This window comes from Streptomyces aureus (assembly GCF_001418135.1).
Taxonomy (GTDB): Bacteria; Actinomycetota; Actinomycetes; order Streptomycetales; family Streptomycetaceae; genus Streptomyces; species Streptomyces aureus_A.
In genome coordinates this window covers 1-18,787 of record NZ_LIPQ01000016.1, presented here as the reverse complement: position 1 = coordinate 18,787, position 18,787 = coordinate 1, and the positions used below count along the sequence as shown (strand labels likewise).

At 71.5% G+C, this 18,787-nt stretch carries 18 protein-coding genes and 2 pseudogenes; 9 read left to right on the top strand and 11 right to left on the bottom strand.

What is annotated here, in order from left to right; all coding sequences use genetic code 11:
• The first annotated feature begins 301 nt into the window (after positions 1-301).
• A complete protein-coding gene (locus AOK00_RS01825; RefSeq protein WP_079041786.1) occupies positions 302-805 on the top strand; it encodes a hemerythrin domain-containing protein in 504 nt (167 codons plus the stop codon).
• A 54-nt stretch (positions 806-859) separates the two neighbouring features.
• Here AOK00_RS01825 and AOK00_RS01820 read toward each other — a convergent pair whose 3' ends face one another.
• The 6 genes and pseudogenes from AOK00_RS01820 to AOK00_RS01795 all read right to left on the bottom strand — a co-directional run.
• Complete coding sequence (locus tag AOK00_RS01820; RefSeq protein WP_055598559.1) at positions 860-1,468, bottom strand: hypothetical protein; 609 nt, start codon at positions 1,466-1,468, stop codon at positions 860-862.
• A complete protein-coding gene (locus tag AOK00_RS01815) occupies positions 1,465-2,049 on the bottom strand; it encodes a DNA polymerase ligase N-terminal domain-containing protein (protein ID WP_055598558.1) in 585 nt (194 codons plus the stop codon). Before AOK00_RS01815 ends, AOK00_RS01820 begins: the two co-directional genes overlap by 4 nt.
• Positions 2,050-2,323: 274 nt before the next feature.
• Positions 2,324-2,929 (bottom strand): DinB family protein, encoded by a 606-nt coding sequence (locus AOK00_RS01810; protein ID WP_055598557.1) that lies wholly within the window; start codon positions 2,927-2,929, stop codon positions 2,324-2,326.
• Between the two features lie 70 nt (positions 2,930-2,999).
• Positions 3,000-3,437 (bottom strand): glutaredoxin domain-containing protein, encoded by a 438-nt coding sequence (locus tag AOK00_RS01805; RefSeq protein ID WP_055598556.1) that lies wholly within the window; start codon positions 3,435-3,437, stop codon positions 3,000-3,002.
• A gap of 69 nt (positions 3,438-3,506) precedes the next feature.
• On the bottom strand, positions 3,507-3,863 hold the full coding sequence (locus AOK00_RS01800) for a PRC-barrel domain-containing protein (RefSeq protein ID WP_055598555.1): 357 nt from the start codon (positions 3,861-3,863) through the stop codon (positions 3,507-3,509).
• Between the two features lie 246 nt (positions 3,864-4,109).
• Positions 4,110-4,313, bottom strand: a pseudogene (locus tag AOK00_RS01795) (DoxX family protein); the annotation flags it as partial.
• Between AOK00_RS01795 and AOK00_RS01790 the strand changes: the two are divergent.
• A complete protein-coding gene (locus AOK00_RS01790) occupies positions 4,253-4,921 on the top strand; it encodes a LysR substrate-binding domain-containing protein (RefSeq protein ID WP_079041784.1) in 669 nt (222 codons plus the stop codon). The pseudogene AOK00_RS01795 and the gene AOK00_RS01790 overlap by 61 nt on opposite strands.
• A 119-nt stretch (positions 4,922-5,040) precedes the next feature.
• Here AOK00_RS01790 and mgrA read toward each other — a convergent pair whose 3' ends face one another.
• Positions 5,041-6,033 (bottom strand): L-glyceraldehyde 3-phosphate reductase, encoded by a 993-nt coding sequence (gene mgrA / locus AOK00_RS01785; RefSeq protein WP_055598554.1) that lies wholly within the window; start codon positions 6,031-6,033, stop codon positions 5,041-5,043.
• Between the two features lie 137 nt (positions 6,034-6,170).
• On the opposite strand from mgrA, the gene AOK00_RS01780 reads away from it, so the two are divergent.
• Positions 6,171-7,058 carry a LysR family transcriptional regulator gene (locus AOK00_RS01780; RefSeq protein WP_055598553.1) on the top strand — a complete coding sequence of 296 codons (888 nt, stop codon included), beginning with the start codon at positions 6,171-6,173 and terminating at the stop codon, positions 7,056-7,058.
• A gap of 267 nt (positions 7,059-7,325) precedes the next feature.
• Here the strand turns inward: AOK00_RS01780 and AOK00_RS01775 are convergent, their stop codons facing one another.
• On the bottom strand, positions 7,326-7,970 hold the full coding sequence (locus tag AOK00_RS01775; protein WP_055598552.1) for a dihydrofolate reductase family protein: 645 nt from the start codon (positions 7,968-7,970) through the stop codon (positions 7,326-7,328).
• 556 nt (positions 7,971-8,526) lie between these two features.
• Here AOK00_RS01775 and AOK00_RS01770 point away from each other — a divergent pair.
• The 6 genes and pseudogenes from AOK00_RS01770 to AOK00_RS01745 all read left to right on the top strand — a co-directional run bounded on the left by AOK00_RS01770 (position 8,527) and on the right by AOK00_RS01745 (position 15,121).
• Entirely contained in the window at positions 8,527-9,867 is a 1,341-nt protein-coding gene (locus AOK00_RS01770) for a globin domain-containing protein (RefSeq protein ID WP_173861487.1), read from the top strand.
• Between the two features lie 89 nt (positions 9,868-9,956).
• Positions 9,957-10,712 carry a pyridoxamine 5'-phosphate oxidase family protein gene (locus AOK00_RS01765; RefSeq protein WP_437441375.1) on the top strand — a complete coding sequence of 252 codons (756 nt, stop codon included), beginning with the start codon at positions 9,957-9,959 and terminating at the stop codon, positions 10,710-10,712.
• Between the two features lie 114 nt (positions 10,713-10,826).
• Positions 10,827-11,636 carry a polysaccharide deacetylase family protein gene (locus AOK00_RS01760; RefSeq protein ID WP_055598549.1) on the top strand — a complete coding sequence of 270 codons (810 nt, stop codon included), beginning with the start codon at positions 10,827-10,829 and terminating at the stop codon, positions 11,634-11,636.
• Between the two features lie 316 nt (positions 11,637-11,952).
• On the top strand, positions 11,953-13,647 hold the full coding sequence (locus AOK00_RS01755; RefSeq protein WP_055598548.1) for an alkaline phosphatase D family protein: 1,695 nt from the start codon (positions 11,953-11,955) through the stop codon (positions 13,645-13,647).
• A 61-nt stretch (positions 13,648-13,708) separates the two neighbouring features.
• A pseudogene (locus tag AOK00_RS01750) lies at positions 13,709-14,221 on the top strand (glycosyltransferase); the annotation flags it as partial.
• 126 nt (positions 14,222-14,347) lie between these two features.
• Positions 14,348-15,121, top strand: a complete 774-nt coding sequence (locus AOK00_RS01745) for a glycosyltransferase family 2 protein (protein ID WP_055598547.1) — start codon at positions 14,348-14,350, stop codon at positions 15,119-15,121.
• A 643-nt stretch (positions 15,122-15,764) separates the two neighbouring features.
• Here the strand turns inward: AOK00_RS01745 and AOK00_RS01740 are convergent.
• From AOK00_RS01740 to AOK00_RS01730, 3 genes are all read right to left on the bottom strand, one after another.
• A complete protein-coding gene (locus tag AOK00_RS01740) occupies positions 15,765-16,055 on the bottom strand; it encodes a hypothetical protein (RefSeq protein ID WP_055598546.1) in 291 nt (96 codons plus the stop codon).
• Positions 16,056-16,253: 198 nt separating this feature from the next.
• Positions 16,254-17,972, bottom strand: a complete 1,719-nt coding sequence (locus AOK00_RS01735) for a PP2C family protein-serine/threonine phosphatase (protein ID WP_055598545.1) — start codon at positions 17,970-17,972, stop codon at positions 16,254-16,256.
• A 144-nt stretch (positions 17,973-18,116) separates the two neighbouring features.
• The gene (locus AOK00_RS01730; RefSeq protein ID WP_055598544.1) at positions 18,117-18,440 is read right to left on the bottom strand and encodes a hypothetical protein; all 324 of its coding nucleotides are present in this window, start codon (positions 18,438-18,440) and stop codon (positions 18,117-18,119) included.
• Positions 18,441-18,787 lie beyond the last annotated feature (347 nt).

The following is an 18,787-nucleotide window of genomic DNA, read 5'->3' as shown; positions in this document are numbered from 1 at the left end:
CGACTCCTCACTTGGCACGCGCCTACCCGGTACCGGGTCCTCTATTCCGGCCCGGCCGCCCGCGTCTCGGGCAGGGCCGGGCCGGTCGTCGCGGAGGCGTGCCACGGAGCCTCGATGGCCGAGCATTCCGGACGGGCCGGTTGTTGTTCGGCCCGCTGACGACGCACGGCCGCGGTTTCGCGCCGCGTTGTGCGGGCAGCCGCGTCCTGCGCGCCCGGGACCGGCAGGAAGAGCACGTGGGCCTCGTCGGGCCCCGGCCCCGACCGGCAGGCCGGACCCACAGTCGATCAAGGAGGACAAGGTGAGCACCGACAGCAAGCTGGACCAGGACGTCGTCGCGGTGATTCTCGAGGACCACCGCGCCATGGAGGAACTCTTCCGCCGCATGCGGAGCGTCGAGGCCGACCGCGCCACCGCGTTGAAGGAGTTCTCCGCTCTGCTCATCGCGCACGGCGAGGCCGAGGAGGCGGAGGTCTACAGCGCGCTCAAGCGCTTCCGGGGCGTCGACGACGAGGAGGTGGAGCACGGCACGGAGGAGCACGCCGAGGGGAACAAGGCGCTTCTGGCCCTGCTCGAGGTCGAGGACGTGGGCTCCGAGGAGTGGGACGAGCGGCTGGAGGAGCTGGTGGAGGCGGTCTCCCACCACGTCGACGAGGAGGAACGGACGATCCTCAACGGTGCGAGGGAGAACGTCCCCGACGAGCGCAGGGCCGAGTTGGGTGTCGCGTTCCAGAAGGAGCGCGCGAAGCTGCTGGCCTCGGACTGCGGAAGTCCGGAGAACGTACGCAAGATCGTCGACGGGTGAAGTGGTTCACGACGGGTGAAGCCCCGTTGGCCGTCGGGAGCCCACTCCGCATGCTCAGGAGAGGCCGGCCCGTACCAACGCGGCCGCGAACCGCGGCAGGTCCTCGGCGGGGACGAGACGGGCGAGGCCCGCGGGCGTCGTGGGGAGCCCCAGCCTGGCGGCGGTCTCGCGGGCGCGGCTGTCGAAGGCGGGGCGCAGTTCGGGCCACACGCCCTGGGCCTCGCGGCAGAAGATGTCCGCTCCGACCGGGCCGATCCGCGGGACCTCCTGAAGGAGCTCGCGGATCCGGTCCGGGTCCCCGTCGGCGGCGTCGCGCAGCCGGCGCAGGTCTCCGCGGTAGCGGTCCAGGAGCAGGTCAGCACCCTCCCCCAGGGCTGTGGCCGTGCTCTCGTCGTAGCGCCGGTAGTGGGCTCGGCCGAGGGCGTCCACCCGGTCCTGCCAGGAGGCGGTGGTCATCGCACGGGCCGTGCCCATACCCGCCGCGTGGAGTTCGCGGGCGGCGGCCACCGCGATGCCGGCCTTGATTCGTACAGAGAAGAGCACGCACAGGGTCAGGAGACGGTACAGAGGGGCGGGAGTGTCCTTCAGCCGGATGCCCGCCTCCTCTGCGTGGGTGCGTCCGTGCTCGTCCAGCAGGTCTCGGACCGTGGTGCGCTGTGTCATGGCGGGCCTTCCTCCGTCCGGCCTCCGTCAGAGACCCTCTGTCCGGCCTCCGTCCGGCCTCCGGTCAGACCTCTCTGCGGCCTCCGGCAGGCCTCTGCCAGGGGCCGGTTCACGGGGTGATTGCGGTGAGACGTGTACGGGCCTTGGTGAGCGAGCGGGGTCTCGGCGGGGCGTGCCAGGGGTTCTCTTCGAGGCGCCGGTCGATGGTGCCGAGGGCCCCGCCGGTCCTTCGTGGCGTTGCGGTAGGTTCCCTCGTCCCGCACGATCACGGTGCCGCCGCCGTATTCGCCTTCCGCGATGACGCCCTCGAAAGCGCGGTACTCCAGCGGATGGTCCTCCGTCGGCGTGGCGAAGCGCTTGTCGTGCGGATCTCTGGAGGGGCCCTTGGGAACGGCGAAGGACCTCAGTACGCCGTCGGCTTCGAGCCGGACGTCGACGTGCATGCTGCGCGCGTCGTGGATCTGTACGACGTACGACGGCGGACCGTCGGCCGGTTGCGCCGCGGACCCGCCCTCCGGCTCGGCCGTCTTCTCGAAGTCCCGCCGGCCCCGGTAGCCCGCCAGCGTTCCCGTCTCCGTCACGGCCTCCTCCTCCCCGCACTCGTGCCGTCGTGGAAGCAGCCACCGATCGGCGGCTACCCCGGGACGGGGACGCCAGTCGTCACCGGATCCGCAGCAGCCGCCTGGGCAGCACGCCCGGCGCTCCGACGGCGCGCCGCTCCGACCGCCCGGCCCCTGGTGTCGCCTCGTCGATCTGAAGGTTGTCGCTCCGGCCAGGTTGTCGTTCTGTTCAAGGTGGTCAGGCCCTGCGACCGGCCACCACCCACGACCGGCGGCATGCCGCCCGGACATCACCTCACGTGAGGCGATCTCTAGGGGGTGTCTTGATCGGTGCGGCCGACCTGGCGGCCTGCTCGATCTTCGCGCGGTGGGCCGCACGGGCTTCCTCGTCGATCTGCTGCTCGTGTTCGGCGCGCACCCCGGTCCGGCCGTCGAGGCCCTCGCGCAGGATGTCGGCGTGTCCGGCATGCCGGATGGACTCGCCGAGGACATGGACCATGACGGCGAACAGGTTCGTGTTCGAATGAGGCTCCGGCCACCACGGCACGTGGCCGGGGGCGTCGAGGGGAAGCTCGTTGATCGTCGCGTCCGAGTGTTCCCACGTGCGGCGGTAGAACCCGATGATCCGATCGCGGGTCTCGTCCTCGGTCGCCCACAGATCGCTGCCGTCGGAGTCCTGCCACCGGGGCAGCGGTTCCGGGGAAGGGCGGCCGAAGACCTCGCCGAAGTACCTGGCCTCGACGGTGGCCACGTGTTTGACCAGGCCGAGGAGGTTGGTCCCGGTCGCCGTCAGGGGCCGGCGGGCGTCGTATTCGGACAAGCCGTCGAGTTTCCAGAGCAGCGCCTTGCGGTCCCGGCGCTGTCTCTCGTGCAGGTTGCCCTTCGCGAACTCATCGATCATGCGGCATGAGCCTGCCATGGCCTGCTCGTGGTCTCAAGATCCGTTCGTGGTCCGCGACGACCGGCAGAGGTCACGCGGAACGGCGGAGCTGCTCCCGCACCCAGGCGGGATCGGGATTGACGTGGGGCCGTCCGGACACGAGGACGGTCGGCACCGTCTCGTTGCCGTCATTGGCCGCCCTCACCGCCGCCGCACCTGCCGCATCACGCCAGATGTCCACCCAGTACATGCGTCGGGCGCTGCGCCCCAACCGGATGCGCAGGCGCAGGCAGTACACACAGCCCGGCCTCCAGAAGACGATCGGCCGGCCGTCGTCCGCGCTGCGACGCTGCGCCTCGAGAGCGCCGATCGACCTCGGGAAGATCAGAGGGGAGTTCGTCACGGCGAGCAGCAGGAACACCCCGAGCAGCGCCACTGCCTCGCCGGGGCGGTCCTTGCGGATGAGTCCGGTCGCGACGGCCGAGCCGCAGAGCACGAGCAGTATCGGCAGAGCCCAGATGCGCGTCATGAAGGGCAGGCTACCGACCGGCCGGGGGGCGTCTTCGGAGCAGTCCGTCGTACCGAACCCGGGTGCGCGTCAGCGCCGTGCGAGCTGTCGCTCGCCGTTGGCTCCTGGCTGGTACGGCAGACCGTAGTGGTGGAACACCGCGGGCTCCTCCTCCGCGGGGAGGACGTCGTCCGTGCCCATCGCGGGACAGTCCTTCACGAGCGCCTTTCCGTACGCGACCCGGACGTAGCCGGGCCCCACGACCGCGCCGTCGAGCGGGACGAAGACCAGGCGGCGACGGGTCGGGAGCCCCACCTCCACGGTCGCCATGGCGGGCTCGTCCGTACTCGTATCCACGTAGACCGCCTCAAGAGTGCCGATCTTGTGACCGTCGGGATCGACCACGTCCTGCGTGCGCCACTCACGGATGTCGGCTGGCTCAATCATCGGGAGCGCCCTCCGTCCGAACACGGAGCCGGACTTCTGCGGCTGCGGATACCTCCCACACTGCTCCCGGCCACCCGTGCCCACCACCCGGCGGACCGGCCGTCGGCGCTACTCGCCGGGGTCACCGGTCAGCACACGGATGGCCGCGTGTTCGATGATCAACGGCACTCGACGATCACGAGGACCAGCAGCGGCCGTGAAGCGGCTGGCCCGCAGCCGCAGCCACCGGTCGAGAACAGTCCTTGATCACAGCCAGGCGATGGCCAGCAGGCTGGTCACCGCCGCCACGGCGACGAGCCCGACGTTGAGTGCGATCCGGCGGTCTTCGCCGGTCAGGTGGACGACGATCGCACCGGACTGCAGGAGCACGAACCCGATGGCCGCGGCCAGTGCGAGCCAGGGCGCGATGCCGGACAGGGGCGGCAGGATCAGCCCGGTCGCGCCGAGTAAACGCGGCGGCCGGCGGCGCGTCCATCACCGTCGGCACCCTGGGCGACAGCACCGACCCGGGAGCGACCGGGCTGGCCGCCGCCTACCGCCGCAGCCACCCCGGCGTCGACATCCGCATTCGCGACACCGACCTCACCGACCCGACCTGCGGGGTGCGCGCCGGACTGGTCGACGTCGCCCCTACTCGGGCGCCGTTCGACGAGACCGCGCTGACGGTGCGTGATCTGCGTACCGATCCGGTGGGTGTGGTCCTGCGCGCCGACGATCCGCTGGCCGGCCGCGGCTGGCTGCGGCCGGCCGACCTGGGCGACCGCCGCTGGTTCCAGTTCCCGAAGGGAGCCGACCCGATCTGGCAGTCGTACGGGAACGGCGGCGAGCCGCGCGAGGGCCCGGTGGTGCGCGTCGTCCAGGAATGCGTGCGGGCCGTGCTGTGGAACGGCACGGTCGGCCTGGCCCCGCTCGGGCACGACCTGCCGGCAGAGCCGGCAGTGGTGCCGCTGACCGACATGTCGCCGAGCCGAGTGGTAGCGGTGTGGAACGAGGGTGACACCCACCCGTTGATCCGACCGTTCATCGAGATCGCGACAGCCGCCGCGTACCGCCACTGAGTACCTGGTGAAGGGTGCCGCCACGGCTCGTGGTGCTCGTCAACCCGCCTCTCGCCCCGCGCGACCGGTGTCGGCGAGGCGCGGTGCGCCCCACGCGATCGGTGGTCGGCTCTCGCGCTTCAGGAGCGGGCCAGCACGTCGACGAGGGCCAGTTCCTCGATGTCGAAGTCGAGGTTGTGGAGGGCTGCGACGCTGTCGTCGAGCTGCCGTGTGCTGCTCGCTCCCACCAGGGCGGACGTGACGCGGCCGCCGCGCAGCACCCAGGCGAGGGCGAGCTGGGCCAGGGTCTGGCCGCGGGACGCGGCGATGTCGTTCAGGGCACGCAACCGGGTCACGACGTCCTCGGTGACGGCGTCCCGGTTCAGGAAGGGGCTGTCGCTCGCGGCCCGGGAGTCCTCGGGGACGCCGTCCAGGTAGCGGCCCGTCAGCAGGCCCTGCTCCAGCGGCGAGTAGGCGATGGAACCGATGCGCAGGTCGTCGAGGGCGTCGAGCAGGCCCTCGTCCTCCGGGCGCCGGTCGAGCATCGAGTAGCGGGGCTGGTGAAGGGTGAGGGGGGTGCCGAGCTCGGCCAGGATGCGAGCGGCTTCGCGGGTCTGCTCGGCGGAGTAGTTGGAGACGCCGACGTACAGTGCCTTGCCCTGCTGGACCGCGGAGTGCAGGGCGCCCATGGTCTCCTCCAGGGGCGTCTCCGGGTCGAAACGGTGCGAGTAGAAGATGTCGACGTGGTCGAGGCCGAGTCGGCGCAGGCTCTGGTCCAGCGACGACAGCAGGTACTTGCGAGAGCCCCACTCGCCGTACGGGCCGGGCCACATCAGGTATCCGGCCTTGGTGGAGACGACCAGTTCGTCGCGGTAGGGGGCGAAGTCCGTGCGCAGGAAGTCGCCGAGGGCGGACTCCGCCGCGCCGGGCGGGGGGCCGTAGTTGTTCGCCAGGTCGAAATGGGTGATTCCGAGGTCGAAGGCGCGGCGCAGGATGGAGCGCTGGGTCTCCGCCGGGCGGTCCGGACCGAAGTTGTGCCACAGCCCCAGGGAGAGGGCGGGGAGCTTGAGGCCGCTGCGCCCGGCGCGTCGGTAGAGCATGTCGGCATAACGGTCGGAATGTGCGGTGTACAACGCGACTCCATGGTGTGGGGACGCCCCCCGGTGAACGGGGGCGGGGAGATTGTCGTGCCGCCACCAATCTCCCCTGACCCACGGGCATGAATCCAACAGGAGAATCCGATGGGATTCAGCGCGTAGGCTGCTGAATCATGGAACTGCGGCATCTCCAGCACTTCGTCGCCGTCGCCGAGGCCCGGCACTTCACGCGGGCCGCGGAGCGGCTCATGGTCTCCCAGTCCGGTCTCTCGGCGTCCATCCGGGCCCTGGAGCGCGATCTGAGGGCTCCGCTGTTCGTACGGAGCACCCGCCGGGTGACGCTGACGGAGGCCGGACGGGCGCTGCTCGCGGAGGCGGAGCGCATCCTGGCGCAGGTACGGGCCGCTCACGAGGCGGTGGCGGCCGTCCAGGGCGTCGTGCGCGGCACGCTCCGCCTCGGGGCCGAGCAGTGTGTCGCGGGAGTGCACGTGGCGGGGCTGCTGGCGGCGTTCAGGCGGCGGCACCCCGAGGTGGAGATACGGCTGCGGCAGGAGGGTGGGATCGCACTGGCCGAGGACGTCGCCGCCGGCCGCCTGGACCTGGCCTTCGCCTACCGCACCCGGGCGGACTCCGACCAACTGCGCTCGGTTCCCCTGGCATCCGAGCCGATGACACTTCTGTGCCATCCCGGGCACCCGCTCACCGCGGCTGGCCCGGCCCTCGCGCTCCGAGACCTCGCGGAGGAGGACTTCGTCGACTTCCACCCCGGCTGGGGACCACGCCGGGCCACGGACGGGGCCTTCGCCTCCGCAGGCGTACTGCGAACCGTGACCCTGGAGGTGAACGACGTGCACAGCCTCCTGGACCTGGTGGAGGAGGACCTCGGTGTCGCTGCCGTGCCGCGGCATTTCCGGCACAAGCGGGACTCCCTGCACGCCATCCCTCTCGCCGACACCGGCGAGGCGGTCTACGGGACAGTGGCCCTGCTGCCCCCGCCGCAAGCCACCAGTCCGGCAGCGCGGGCGCTGATGACCCTTCTGGAGCGGGGAACCGCCCGCTGACGCGCGAGAGGGTACCCGCGTTCCATGGATGCTCGCCGGGTGGGCGACGCCGGGCGGCGCGATCCGGCCGGGCGCGGGAGAGAGGCCAGGCCGTGCGCCCCGGCCTCGCCGGGCTCGGCGATGTCCAGCCGGGCCGGCCGGGCCAGGCGATGCAGCTCTGCACGTCGACGACATCGACGGTGGCGGCGACGGCGCATGCCGCACGGGCGAGTCGGCCGTCGGGAGAGGAGGTGATGGCCAGCGGGGAGAGCTCGACCTGGCGGGGCCTCAGCCGTTGGTCCCGAGACCGCGATCGGGCAGGCTCATGTCCCCCGTCCCGGGGGTGCCGTCGGCGATCCCGTAGCGCAGGAACACGGTCCCCGTCGGGCCAGCCACCGGGGGCGCGAGGAGCGTGACGTTGGTGGGCACCGCGCCGTCGTCGAACACCTTCTTCCCGACGCCGAGCACGATCGGGTGCAGCCAGAGATCGAGACGGTCGAAGAGCTTCTCGCGCAGCAGGGTCTGCACGAGGTTCAGGCTCCCGACGACCTTCACGTCCTCATGCCGGTCACGGATCCCGCGCACCGCGTCGGCGAGGTCCGGGCCGAGCTGCGTGGACCCGGCCCACGACAGGTCGGGCCTGCCGCGCGACACCACGTACTTCGGGATGCTGTTGAACAGCGTGGCGATCTCGCTGTCCTCGCCGCCGTCCTGGTGCGGCCAGTAGGCGGCGAAGATGTCGTACGTCCGCCGGCCGAGCAGGAGGGCGTCCGTGCCCTCGTACGCGGCACCGATCTGCGCCCCGGCGACCTCGTCCAGCAGGGGCGCCTGCCAGCCGCCGAACGGGAATCCCACCGGGTCCTCGTCAGGACCGCCGGGCGCCTGCCCGACGAGGTCGAGGGTCGCGAACATCTCGATGGTGATGAGGCCCATGGCTTGCTCCCGATGAGTCGGTTGTCTCCGTCAACAGATAGCCCCTGCCGGTCGGCCGCGGATTCATCGACGCGACGGAACCCGGCTCACCCGGTCGAGGGTTGGGCCGTCCGGCCGAAGCGGACGGCGGGGCCGCGGCTGCCGTCGCACGGGCGGAATTCCCACGCCGCTCCCCGCCCGCGACGTCAAGGACACGGAGAACCTTTTCGGCCCGGCTTCGCCGGCACCACCGCCACCGGCCCCTCGCCGATCCGGTCCGGGAGATGTGGAGAAGTTCGGGTCACCGCGTGAGTTTTCGGTCGGCGAATTCCCAACCCATGCCGCGCCGGAAACACTTTCGAACCCTTCCAACTCATTAGTAACCAGCCTCTGAACAGCCAAAACGCGCTCTCCGAGGGGCCGGTCGGGGGGAATCCCCGGAATTCCGACGGGCGGGGTATGGTCGGGCCCGCTCACCTGTCCGAGTATTCGTCGAATCCGTGGCGACAAGAGAAACGGGGCACATGCAGACCCCGTGGGCGAAGACCGACCAAAGACGTTCGAGGCGAGGCAACCGATGGAAGCTCCGACCACCCCGTCGGCCGACGGCTACGGCTCCGGTGCCGCTGCCGGCGGTCAGGACGGGGGCTGGTTCGGGCGAGGTCAGACGGGAGCGCACGGTCCCCAGCGGCCCGGGCACCCGGAGACCGGCCGGTCGGCCCCCGGGTCCGCGCACCCGGCAGAGCACCAACCGGCCCCGGCAGCCGCCCAGGCACCGACTCCGGGAGCGGTCCCGTCCGCCACGGAGCTGTTGCGCCGCACGATGGCCGAGATCGAGCCGATCGCCGACCGGGTCACCTCGTACTTCTACGCACTGCTCTTCCTCCACCACCCCGGTCTGCGGGACCTCTTCCCCGCCGCGATGGACACCCAGCGCGACCGGCTGTTCAAGGCCCTGCTCACCGCCGCGACCCACGCGGACGACCCCGTCACCCTGACCACGTACCTGACCCACCTCGGCCGCGGGCACCGGAAGTACGGCACACTCCCCCAGCACTACCCGGCCGTCGGCGAGGCCCTGATCGGCGCCCTCGCCCGCCACGCCCCGGAGACCTGGGGGCCACGGACCGAGGCCGCGTGGGTGGGCGCCTACACCACGATCTCCCAGATCATGATCGACGCGGCGACCGAGGACGAGCTCCGTGCGCCCGCCTGGTGGCAGGCCGAGGTGGTCGCCCATGTCATGCGCACGAAGGACATCGCGGTCGTCACGGTACGGCCGGACGGGCCGTACCCCTTCCTCGCCGGGCAGTACACGGCACTGGAGACCCCCTGGTGGCCGCGGGTCTGGCGGCACTACTCCTTCGCCTCCGCGCCCCGTTCCGACGGACTCCTCTCCTTCCACGTCAAGGCCGTCCCGGCGGGCTGGGTCTCCAACGCCCTCGTCCACCGCGCCCGCACCGGAGACGTCATCCGGCTCGGTCCTCCCACCGGTTCCATGACCGTGGACCACACCAGCGACAACGGGCTGCTGTGTCTCGGCGGCGGCACCGGCATCGCGCCCATCAAGGCCCTGGTGGAGGATGTCGCCCAGCACGGTCGGCGCCGCTCCGTCGACGTGTTCTACGGCGCTCGCCGGAACCACGGCCTCTACGACATCGACACGATGCTCCGGCTGCAGCAGTCGCACCCCTGGCTCTCGGTGCGCCCGGTCGTCGACGACGGTCCCGTCGGCCTGCTGTCCGGCGGAATCCCGGAGGCCGTACGCGAGTTCGGTCCGTGGCACACCTACGACGCGTACCTGTCCGGCCCGCCCGGAATGATCCGGCGCAGCGTCGACACCCTCGTGGGCATCGGCATCCCCTCCCACCGCATACGGCACGACTCCATCGAAGAACTGGTCGGGGCATCGACGTGAGTACATTCGAACACGCCGGGCGGCAGGGCACGACGGCCCTCCGCACCACCCGCCCGGGCAGCGACGGCGAACACCTGGTCCAGCAGCGCATGGGCACCACCGAGCGCGCGGACCGTTTCTACGCCGACCAGGTCCTCGACCGGCTGAACCCCCGGATGCGCGAGTTCGTGAACCGGCAGGAGATGTTCTTCCTGGCCACCGCCGACCGGCACGGCGCGTGCGACAACACCTTCCGCGCAGGACCGCCCGGCTTCCTCCACGTCCTGGACGACGGGACGCTCGCCTACCCCGAGTACCGGGGCAACGGCGTCCACGCCAGCCTGGGCAACATCGAGGAGAACCCGCAGGTCGGCATCCTCATGGTCGACTTCCTCCGGGACCGCGTCGGACTCCACGTCAACGGCCGCGCCAGGAGCGTGGCCGACGACGAGATGCGCCGCGCCCACCCCTGGCTCCCCGCCGACCAAGTGCCCGGCCGACGGGCCCTGGTATGGGTGGTGATCACCGTCGAGGAGGCGTACATCCACTGCGCCAAGCACATCCCCCACCTCCAGAAGGTCCCCGCCCGCGGCCACGGCCGCCCGTGGGGAACGGACGACTTCAAGCGCAAGGGCGGTGACTTCTTCGGAGCGGCCTCCGAAGCACCGGAGCGCGGCCCGTTCCTGCCACCGCCCCGTCCGGACGCGGACGCGGCGACCTGGCGGGCGGAGGCGGAGAGAGTACTGGCGAGAGCCGAGCGGTACGCTCTCGGCGAAGGCACCGGGGCGGGTACGGGAGCCGGGGCCGAATCCACGGCGGGGGCGCCGCCGTTCAGCGGCTGGTTCAGCAGAAGCACCTCAGTCTGAGCAGCTCACGCCAGAGGTTTCCGCTCTTGGGGGCGGGTCGGCTGAAACCTTCCGGCCGTCTCTGCCGTCCTCCCCTCCGGGAGAGCGTAGAGAACCGGCAAGGAGTGGCAGGACATGGGGCTGAAGGGCAAGTACACCGCGCACATAGCCGTGGCGGCTTCGGCGGTCGCGATCAGCCTGGCGGCGTGGGGGGCCACCGCGCTGACGGACACCGAGGCCGCCGCCCGGGCGGAGGCGGGTGCGCAGGGGACCGGGCCCGAGGGACGGACGCAGGACCCGGCATCGGGCCCGCCGCCCGTGTCGAAGGTGAGGATGCCCCAGGGGATCGCCCATGCCGCCGAGGCGGGCGGGAAGGCCGTGAACATCACCATCGACGACGGGCCCGATCCGCAGTGGACGCCCAAGGTGCTGGAGGTCCTTGAGGAGCACAACGTCAAGGCGGTCTTCTGCATGGTCGGACCGCGGGCGAAGGAGTTCCCTGACCTGGTCAAGCGGGTCGTGGCGGACGGACATCGGCTCTGCGACCACACCACGTCCCACGACACCGCGATGGACAAGAAGTCCGTCGCGTACCAGAAGCAGCAGATCCTGGACGCGAAGCGGATGATCGAGGAAGCCGCCGGGGGCGCGAAGGTGGAGTACTACCGGGCGCCGGGCGGTGCGTTCACCCCCGAGAGCCGGCGCATCGCCGCCGAGGCGGGGATGCGGCCGCTCGGGTGGAACGTGGACACCAAGGACTTCGAGAAGCCCGGCACGGGCGCCATCGTCGGCACGGTCAAGAGCGAGCTGTCCAACGGGCCGACGATCCTCTTCCACGACGGCGGCGGCGACCGTGGTCAGACCGTCGAGGCCCTCAAGCAGGTTCTGCCGTGGCTCAAGGAACAGGGACGCACCTTCAGCTTCCCCGTGCGAACCACCCCCTGAGGATCTGCCGGTCCGGCAGGTGGGTGACCGGCCCGGGCCGCGGGGTCGGCAGCCTCCGACGCCGACGACCTCAGGCGACCGGTGTACCGGCCGTCGGTGTCCGCCATCCGGCGCCCGGCGTCCGGCGTCCGGCGTCCGGCGTCCGGCGTCCGGCGCCCGGTCCGGCGATCCTGAACGACCGGTACTCCGACGCTCTCGGGTCCGTCGGGCACGGCGCGGTGCGGCGGGGCGCCACAACGGCGCTGATTCCATCGTCGTTCAGTACCGTACGGAGCGGCCGTTCCGTACCGTACGGAACGCCGGAAGGGGACTCGCGATGGCCGGTCTGAGGCTGGGGCCGCTCCTGCGTCACGTGGACTGGGAGTCGGGTACGAGCGCGACGGTGTGGGTCGAGACCGACCAGGCCTGCACGGTGGAGGTCCGATGCCCGGGCGGCGCCGGTGGTTCGGCTCCCACCTTCCACGTCGGCGGCCACCACTACGCACTGGTGGTGGTGTCCGGACTCGCCCCCGGGTCCGCCACGACGTACGAGGTACTGCTCGACGGCCGGCGGGTGTGGCCCCTCGCGGACTCGCCCCAGCCGCCCAGCACCATCCACACACCGCGGGTCCCGGCGACGGACGCGGTGGTCGCCTTCGGCTCCTGCCGGTGGGCGGCGCCTGCCGAGGGCAGCTCCGATCCGGTGGGTCCCGACGTCCTCGACACCCTCTCCGCCCGGCTCGCCGCCGACCCGGAGGCCGTGCGTCCGGACGTTCTCGTCCTCCTCGGCGACCAGGTGTACGCGGACGAGACGTCAGCCGACACCCGTGCCTGGATCGCCCGGCATCGGCGGTCCGCCGGCACCGGCTCCGCCGCCCCGCCGGACCAGGTCGCCGACTACGAGGAGTACACCCACCTCTATGACGAGTCCTGGGGCGACCCCGAACTGCGCTGGCTGTTGTCGACCGTACCCAGTTGCATGATCTTCGACGACCACGACGTCATCGACGACTGGAACACCAGCGCCGCCTGGGTGGCCGAGATGCGGGCCACACCCTGGTGGCACGAGCGGATCACCGGCGGTCTGATGTCGTACTGGGTCTACCAGCATCTCGGGAACCTTTCCCCCGCCGAGCTCGCCGAGGACAAGCTGTACGCGGCGGTCCTGGCGGCCGACGACGGAACGGAGGTGCTGCGCGCGTTCGCGGAACGCGCCGAGGCCGACCCGGCGACGGTGCGCTGGAGCTACCGCAGGGACTTCGGCCGGACGCGGCTGCTCATGGTCGACACCCGGGCCGCGCGGGTGCTGGAGGAGCAGCACCGGGCGATGCTGGACGCCGAGGAGGCGTCCTGGCTGCGGGCGCAGGCGTTCGACGACCCGGGCGGCGTCGACCACCTCCTGATCGGGACCTCGCTCCCGTGGCTGCTGCCCCCCATGGTCCACTTCGCGGAGGGCTGGCACGCGGCGCTCTGCCGGGGCGAACGCGGACCGCGCTGGGCCCGCTTCGGCGAGTGGCTGCGCCGGCGGGCCGACCTGGAGCACTGGGCGGCGTTCAGCGCGTCGTTCGGGAGGCTGACGGACACGGTCGCCGAGGTGGGACGGGCGGACGACGCCCCGGCAACGGTGTGCGTGCTCTCCGGGGACGTGCACCACGCGTATGTGGCGGAGCCCGTCTGGCCCGCCGGGCAGCAACCGCGTTCCCGCGTCTTCCAGTTCACCTGCTCGCCGCTGCACAACTCGGTGCCCGCGGCCATACGGGCCGGATTCCGTTTCGGCTGGAGCCGGTTCGCCAAGGGGATCGGGCATCTCCTCGCCCGCCACGGGCGGGTCGCCAGGCCGGCGGTCCGGTGGGAGCGCACCGGCGGACCGTGGTTCGGCAATCAGTTGATGACGCTGACACTGCGTGGACGCACCGCGCGGCTGCGGTTGGAGAAGGCCTCAGGGGGTGCGCAGCGGGGGCGCCGCGCGACCGACCGCGCGGGAGCACGGCTCACGGGCGTTCTCGACCGGAGCCTGACGGACGGGAGCTGACGCACCGCCGGGCGGAACGCCCCCGCCCGCGCCATCCACGCCCCTCGCCCCCGGACCGCGCCCCCCGGCCTCCGCGGCCGCGATGCGCCGACGGCAGGAACGGGCGAACTGGCCGATCCTGTACGGCTTCAGCACGGCACTGGTACCACGCCCCTCCGACTGGCGGCCGGGGCTGGAGGTGGTGGGCAACTGGTGGCCCCATCACGATGCGGCCGAACGGCTTCCCTCGGACCTGGAGGACTTCCTCCGTGCCGGACCCCGGCCCGTCTTCATCGGCTTCGGGAGCATGGCGGCGGGCGACGGGGAACGGCTGAGCGAGATCGCTGTGCGAGCCCTGCGTCGCGCCGGGCTGCGCGGCGTTCTTCAGGCCGGCAGTGCCGGGCTCGCGGCCGACGGCGACGACGTGCTCACCATCGGTGACGTACCGCACGCCCTGCTGTTCCCACGGCTGGCCGCGGTGGTCCACCATGGCGGAGCCGGAACGTCGGCCGCCGCGGGAGCGGCGCGACACCTGGCGGTCGAGGACGGAGCAGGCCGGGTGCTCAAGGCCGTCCGGCGGCTGGCCGATGGATGACGCCGGACGGGACCGTCCGGCCGAGGTCCTCACGGCCGGCCGGCGACGGCACCGTGCATGGCAGCCCCCACTACGATTCCAGTGCTTGAATAGGATGTCGTCTTTGACCGAGCAAGGAGAAGCGCTGTGCCCCTGGTGTCCGTCGTGATGCCCGTCTACAACTCGGCAGCGACGCTCGGTGCGGCGGTTCGGTCGGTGCTCTCGCAGACCCACAGTGATCTGGAGCTGCTGGTCACCGACGACAAGTCTTCCGACGGCTCCTTGGACCTGCTCATGGAGTTCGCCCGGCAGGACGAGCGCGTCAAGCCGCAGTCCGCACCGGAGCAGGGCGGTGCCGGCCGGGCGCGCAACCTCGCCATCGGACGGGCCCGGGGGGATTACGTCGCGTTCCTCGACAGCGACGACCTGTGGCTTCCGGAGAAGACCGAGCGCCAGATCGAGTTCGCCACCGCGGGTGACGCGCCGTTGACGTTCACCTCCTACTACAAGATGGACGCCGACTACGACGGCGAGAGCGTCGACTTCGTCCCGAACGGTCGGGTGGTCCGCGCGCGGGAACACGTGGACTACCGCGCGATGCTGGTGAGGGACTACATCGGCGCTCTGACCGCCATGTACGACCGCAATGTCCTCGGCTCGCGGCTGATGCCGGAGATGCGGAAGCGGCAGGACTACGCCTTGTGGCTGTCGATCATGCGGGACGGCGCTGACGCCCGGGGTCTGGCCGAACCGCTTGCGGTGTACAGGTCCCATCAGGCGGGTTCGCTGTCCTCCAACAAACTCTCGCTGGTCCCGTACAACTGGGAGCTGTACCGCCGGCACGAGGGGCTGTCGGTCCCCCGCTCGACGCGGGCGCTGGCCGGGGCTGTGTGGCAGTCGGTGCGCAACTCGCGGATCTAGGACTCCGAGCGACCCCCGGCCGGACCTCGGGGTCTCGGCATGCCAGGTCTCGGCGGGTCTCGGCATGGCGGGTCTTGGCGCGGAGGGCGCCCGCCCCGTGCCCGGAAGAGGGGCGGCCGGGGGGTGGTTCCTGGTGTCAGGAACGGGCCATGAGGGCGGCGAGAGCCGACCTTGAGACGATCTCGGTCTTACGGAACACCCGCGAGAGGTGGGTCTCGACGGTACGTCGTCGGGCAGGCCGTCCAGTAACCCGGCGGCATGCGCCGCGTACTCGGTCGCTGCGGCCACGTCGCCCTCGTACGCCTCGCCGAACGCGGCGACCGCCAGCGCCCCCGCCTCGCCGAGTTCGTTGCCGAGGACGCGGGCATCCGCCAGGGTCCGCGCGACTTCGCCCCGCAGCTGCGGATGGGACGCCTTGTGCGGTGCGGACGAGCAGAGTTCGAGCACCGAGACGGACCGGGACTCACTCAACGAGCAGAGCCGCGCACTCCGAAGACACGAGCGACCCACTGATTCATCCGGGTCTCGAAGTCCGACGCTGAGGCGATGTCCGAGGCGGGGAGGGAACCCGCGTCGTCGAGGGTCGCATCACGCGGGGAGCACGCCCGCCGCAGCCGTCGCGCCCCGGACTCGGGCCGGGAGTTCACGCCGCGGTGGGCGCGGCGGAGTCGTCCGGTTCCGTCGTCGCAGGGCCGACGGCGGTGAAGGTGAGAGGGATGCCGAGACTCGCGCACACTCTCCGAGCACGGGCGAGCGCGCTGAGCGAGGCCGGCGACGGGTCGGTGCCGTCCAGCCTCATCTGGACGAGCCGGGGGCGGTGGGCGTGGACGAGCGCTTCCGTCTCCAGGGCGGCCGCGGCCCGGTTGGTGACGTCCAGGTCGGGCGGGAGCGTCACGTACAGGACCCCGTCCGCGAAGGCGTGGCTGATGACCATGACAGTCTCCTTCCAGGTGGACACCTTGCAGAGAGCGGGTCGCGCTTCGCGCGCAGCAGCAGCGGTGCAACTGACATTATGCGGACAGAAGCCACCATCCGCACACCCCTGAGCTGGTACTTCACCATGACGAGTGGCCCGGGGACGGTTCGCCCGAGCGATAGGGACGGCGCGGTACGGCCGACACCTCCGCCGGCCTCAGTCCACCCGGATCGCCAGGAGGCACGCGTCGTCCTCGTGGCCCGCCATCCCGGGGTCCTCCAGCAGCACGTCGATCACCCCCCGCGGGTCCCCGAGGGACGCGGCCGCCACCGCATGGGCCAGTCGCGCGATCCCTTCGGTCACTTCCTCGCCGCGGCGCTCGACCATGCCGTCGGTGTAGAGCACCAGCAGGTCGCCCTGCCGCAGCCGCGTCGACGCGGTCTCGTACGCGTATCCCGGCAGCGCGCCGAGGAGGGGGCCTCGCTGCTCGGCCTCCAGCGGCTCGGCCCGGCCGTCACGCAGCAGCAGGGGCGCGGGGTGCCCCGCGTCTGCCCAGTGCAGGACTTTGTCCTCGTCGAGGTGACCGACCACCACGGTGGCCGTCTGCCCCGCCGGGTCACTGCACACCAGATCGTTCAGCCACGTCGTGATCTCGCCGGCGGAAGCCCCTGTCTGCGCGAGCCCCGCCAGCGCGTGCCGCTGCTGGGCCATCCTTGCCACGGCGTCCAAGCCGTGTCCCGACGCGTCGCCGATGGCGACGAGCACCCGGCCGTCCGGGAGCAGTCGGCACTTGTACCAGTCACCGCCCACTGCGGCGTCGGGCTCGGCCGGGCGGTACGAAGCCGCCACCGTCAGCCCGACCGCGGCGAGCGCCTCGGAATGCGTGGGGAGGATCGCCTCGCGCAGCGCGTCCGCGACCCTCCGCTCCGCCTCCGTCTGCCGCCTCAGCCGATCCGACTCCCGCTCCGTCTCGGCCAGCCGCCTTCGGCTGCGGATCTGTGGCGTGAGATCGCGGGCCACGAGGTTGAGCGCCCACGCTCTGCCGTCCGTGCCGGTGACCGGCCGTCCCAGCAGGTCGAGGGTGCGCAGCTCGCCGAGCACGAGGAAGCGGATCCGGGTCCAGGCGGGCTCCTCACCGGCCAGCACCGAGCTGAGGAACTCCGCGAGTGCCGTCAGGTCGTCCGGCAACAACGCGTCGCACAGTTGCTCCAGGGTCCACGGCATGCGCACGTCGGCGTGGAAGATGCGGCTGAGCCCCTCCGACCAGGTGACCTTCCCGGAGAGCAGATCCCAGTGCCCCCATCCCATCGACGCCAGAAACTGCGCGTCGATCGTCAGCAGCTCCGCCCGGCTCTGCACGGGCTGCCACGTCGCCAGCACCTGATCGCCGCACCGGGCGGCGGAGTACAGCAGCGGGGCCCGGTGGAGCCGGCCGAGCCGCTGCTCCGTGTAGTCCACGACGAGACCGTCCAAGGGCTTGCCGGTGTCCATGACATCAGCCAACGCGGCAAGCAGTCCGGAGTGCGCCGCGCCTGGTCGGGCCTCCAGGAACCGCTGGCCGACCTGGTGGTCCGGCGCCTCCAGCCAGTCCCCCGACCGGACCCGATTGCCGGCCACGATGCGGAAGTCGAGAATGGCGCCCGAGTCGTCCTGGACCGGTTCGAGCAGTACGGCCGAGGCCGGGATCGCGGCGAGTACCGAGCAGACGCCGCTGCCGCCCGGCTCGTGGGCGCCGCACAGGCAGGGTGACGTCCCGTCCGTGTCCGCGGACGGAGGGAGGACGGCCAGGGACTGCAACGGCGACGTCAGCTCCGTACCGGCCGATCCGTCGAGAGGGCGCTCCGCGTTCCGGCGCACGGCCGCACGCAGGGTGGTGATCTCTCGGCCGATCATGCCCTTGAGGGCGTCGACGGTGTCGGGCAGGGGAAAGCTCATCGTTCGCCTCCGCGAACTCATGACGCGCGCCCGTCTCCGGAGGAACGGCGGCACGTCGCCCGGCATTCTCTGGCTGTCGTCGGCCACCTCAGAACACCCCGTCCTTCAGGGTCCGGCCTGACGAGGGGCGGGACGACCAGGGTGTCAGTGGCCGAGCGACTTCTTGAGCTCGGATTTGTTCATCGACGACCGGCCGTGGATGTTGCGGCGCTTGGCCTCCTCGTACAGCTGGTCGTACGTGGGGCCTTCCGATCCGCCCGAGGACCGCTGGCCGCCTCGTTTCGACGACGGCTCGTCCTGGGTCGAGGACTTGCTCGCGGTCTTCGACTCGCCGGAACGAGCGCGTTCCTTGTTCACCGTCCGGGCGGCGATCTCCTTGGCACGCTTGGTGCTCTCCCCGCGCTCTTCCGCGCTTTCCTTGATGTGTTCGTACTGCCGCTCTCGCTTGGAATTCGATCCACGAGGCATGATCGTTCCCTTCGGTTCCGTGCCGGATCGGCGCGCCGCCCCTCTCCGCCCTTGCCCTCGGAGTCAGGTATCAGTCACTCGACCCTGGCATCGGGCCTGCTCGACGGCAGGCGGAGATGCTCGGACAGGTGGGTCCGCGGGGCCATTCGGCCGAGCGACGCCCGTCCAGCCCGCGTGCAGAGGCGGGGCGTGTCCGGAGCGCGCCTTCGCCCGCGGAGCCCCGATCCCGAGTACGTCGTCCCGCTCGAACGGATCCTCCGGGCTCTCGCCCTGGGGATCGCGCGCGACACGGAGTGATCGGAGGCCTGTGTCGGCACGGCAGGCGAGGCGACCACACCTGGTGACGA

What these genes read in the sequence shown, in the direction of transcription:
- AOK00_RS01820 (WP_055598559.1), bottom strand. Translation starts at nt 1,468, where the DNA reads ATGACACAGCGCACCACGGTCCGAGACCTGCTGGACGAGCACGGACGC.
- AOK00_RS01810 (WP_055598557.1), bottom strand. Translation starts at nt 2,929, where the DNA reads ATGATCGATGAGTTCGCGAAGGGCAACCTGCACGAGAGACAGCGCCGG.
- AOK00_RS01805 (WP_055598556.1), bottom strand. Translation starts at nt 3,437, where the DNA reads ATGACGCGCATCTGGGCTCTGCCGATACTGCTCGTGCTCTGCGGCTCG.
- AOK00_RS01800 (WP_055598555.1), bottom strand. Translation starts at nt 3,863, where the DNA reads ATGATTGAGCCAGCCGACATCCGTGAGTGGCGCACGCAGGACGTGGTC.
- AOK00_RS01780 (WP_055598553.1), top strand. Translation starts at nt 6,171, where the DNA reads ATGGAACTGCGGCATCTCCAGCACTTCGTCGCCGTCGCCGAGGCCCGG.
- AOK00_RS01775 (WP_055598552.1), bottom strand. Translation starts at nt 7,970, where the DNA reads ATGGGCCTCATCACCATCGAGATGTTCGCGACCCTCGACCTCGTCGGG.
- AOK00_RS01770 (WP_173861487.1), top strand. Translation starts at nt 8,527, where the DNA reads ATGGAAGCTCCGACCACCCCGTCGGCCGACGGCTACGGCTCCGGTGCC.
- AOK00_RS01765 (WP_437441375.1), top strand. Translation starts at nt 9,957, where the DNA reads ATGGGCACCACCGAGCGCGCGGACCGTTTCTACGCCGACCAGGTCCTC.
- AOK00_RS01760 (WP_055598549.1), top strand. Translation starts at nt 10,827, where the DNA reads ATGGGGCTGAAGGGCAAGTACACCGCGCACATAGCCGTGGCGGCTTCG.
- AOK00_RS01755 (WP_055598548.1), top strand. Translation starts at nt 11,953, where the DNA reads ATGGCCGGTCTGAGGCTGGGGCCGCTCCTGCGTCACGTGGACTGGGAG.
- AOK00_RS01740 (WP_055598546.1), bottom strand. Translation starts at nt 16,055, where the DNA reads ATGGTCATCAGCCACGCCTTCGCGGACGGGGTCCTGTACGTGACGCTC.
- AOK00_RS01735 (WP_055598545.1), bottom strand. Translation starts at nt 17,972, where the DNA reads ATGAGCTTTCCCCTGCCCGACACCGTCGACGCCCTCAAGGGCATGATC.
- AOK00_RS01730 (WP_055598544.1), bottom strand. Translation starts at nt 18,440, where the DNA reads ATGCCTCGTGGATCGAATTCCAAGCGAGAGCGGCAGTACGAACACATC.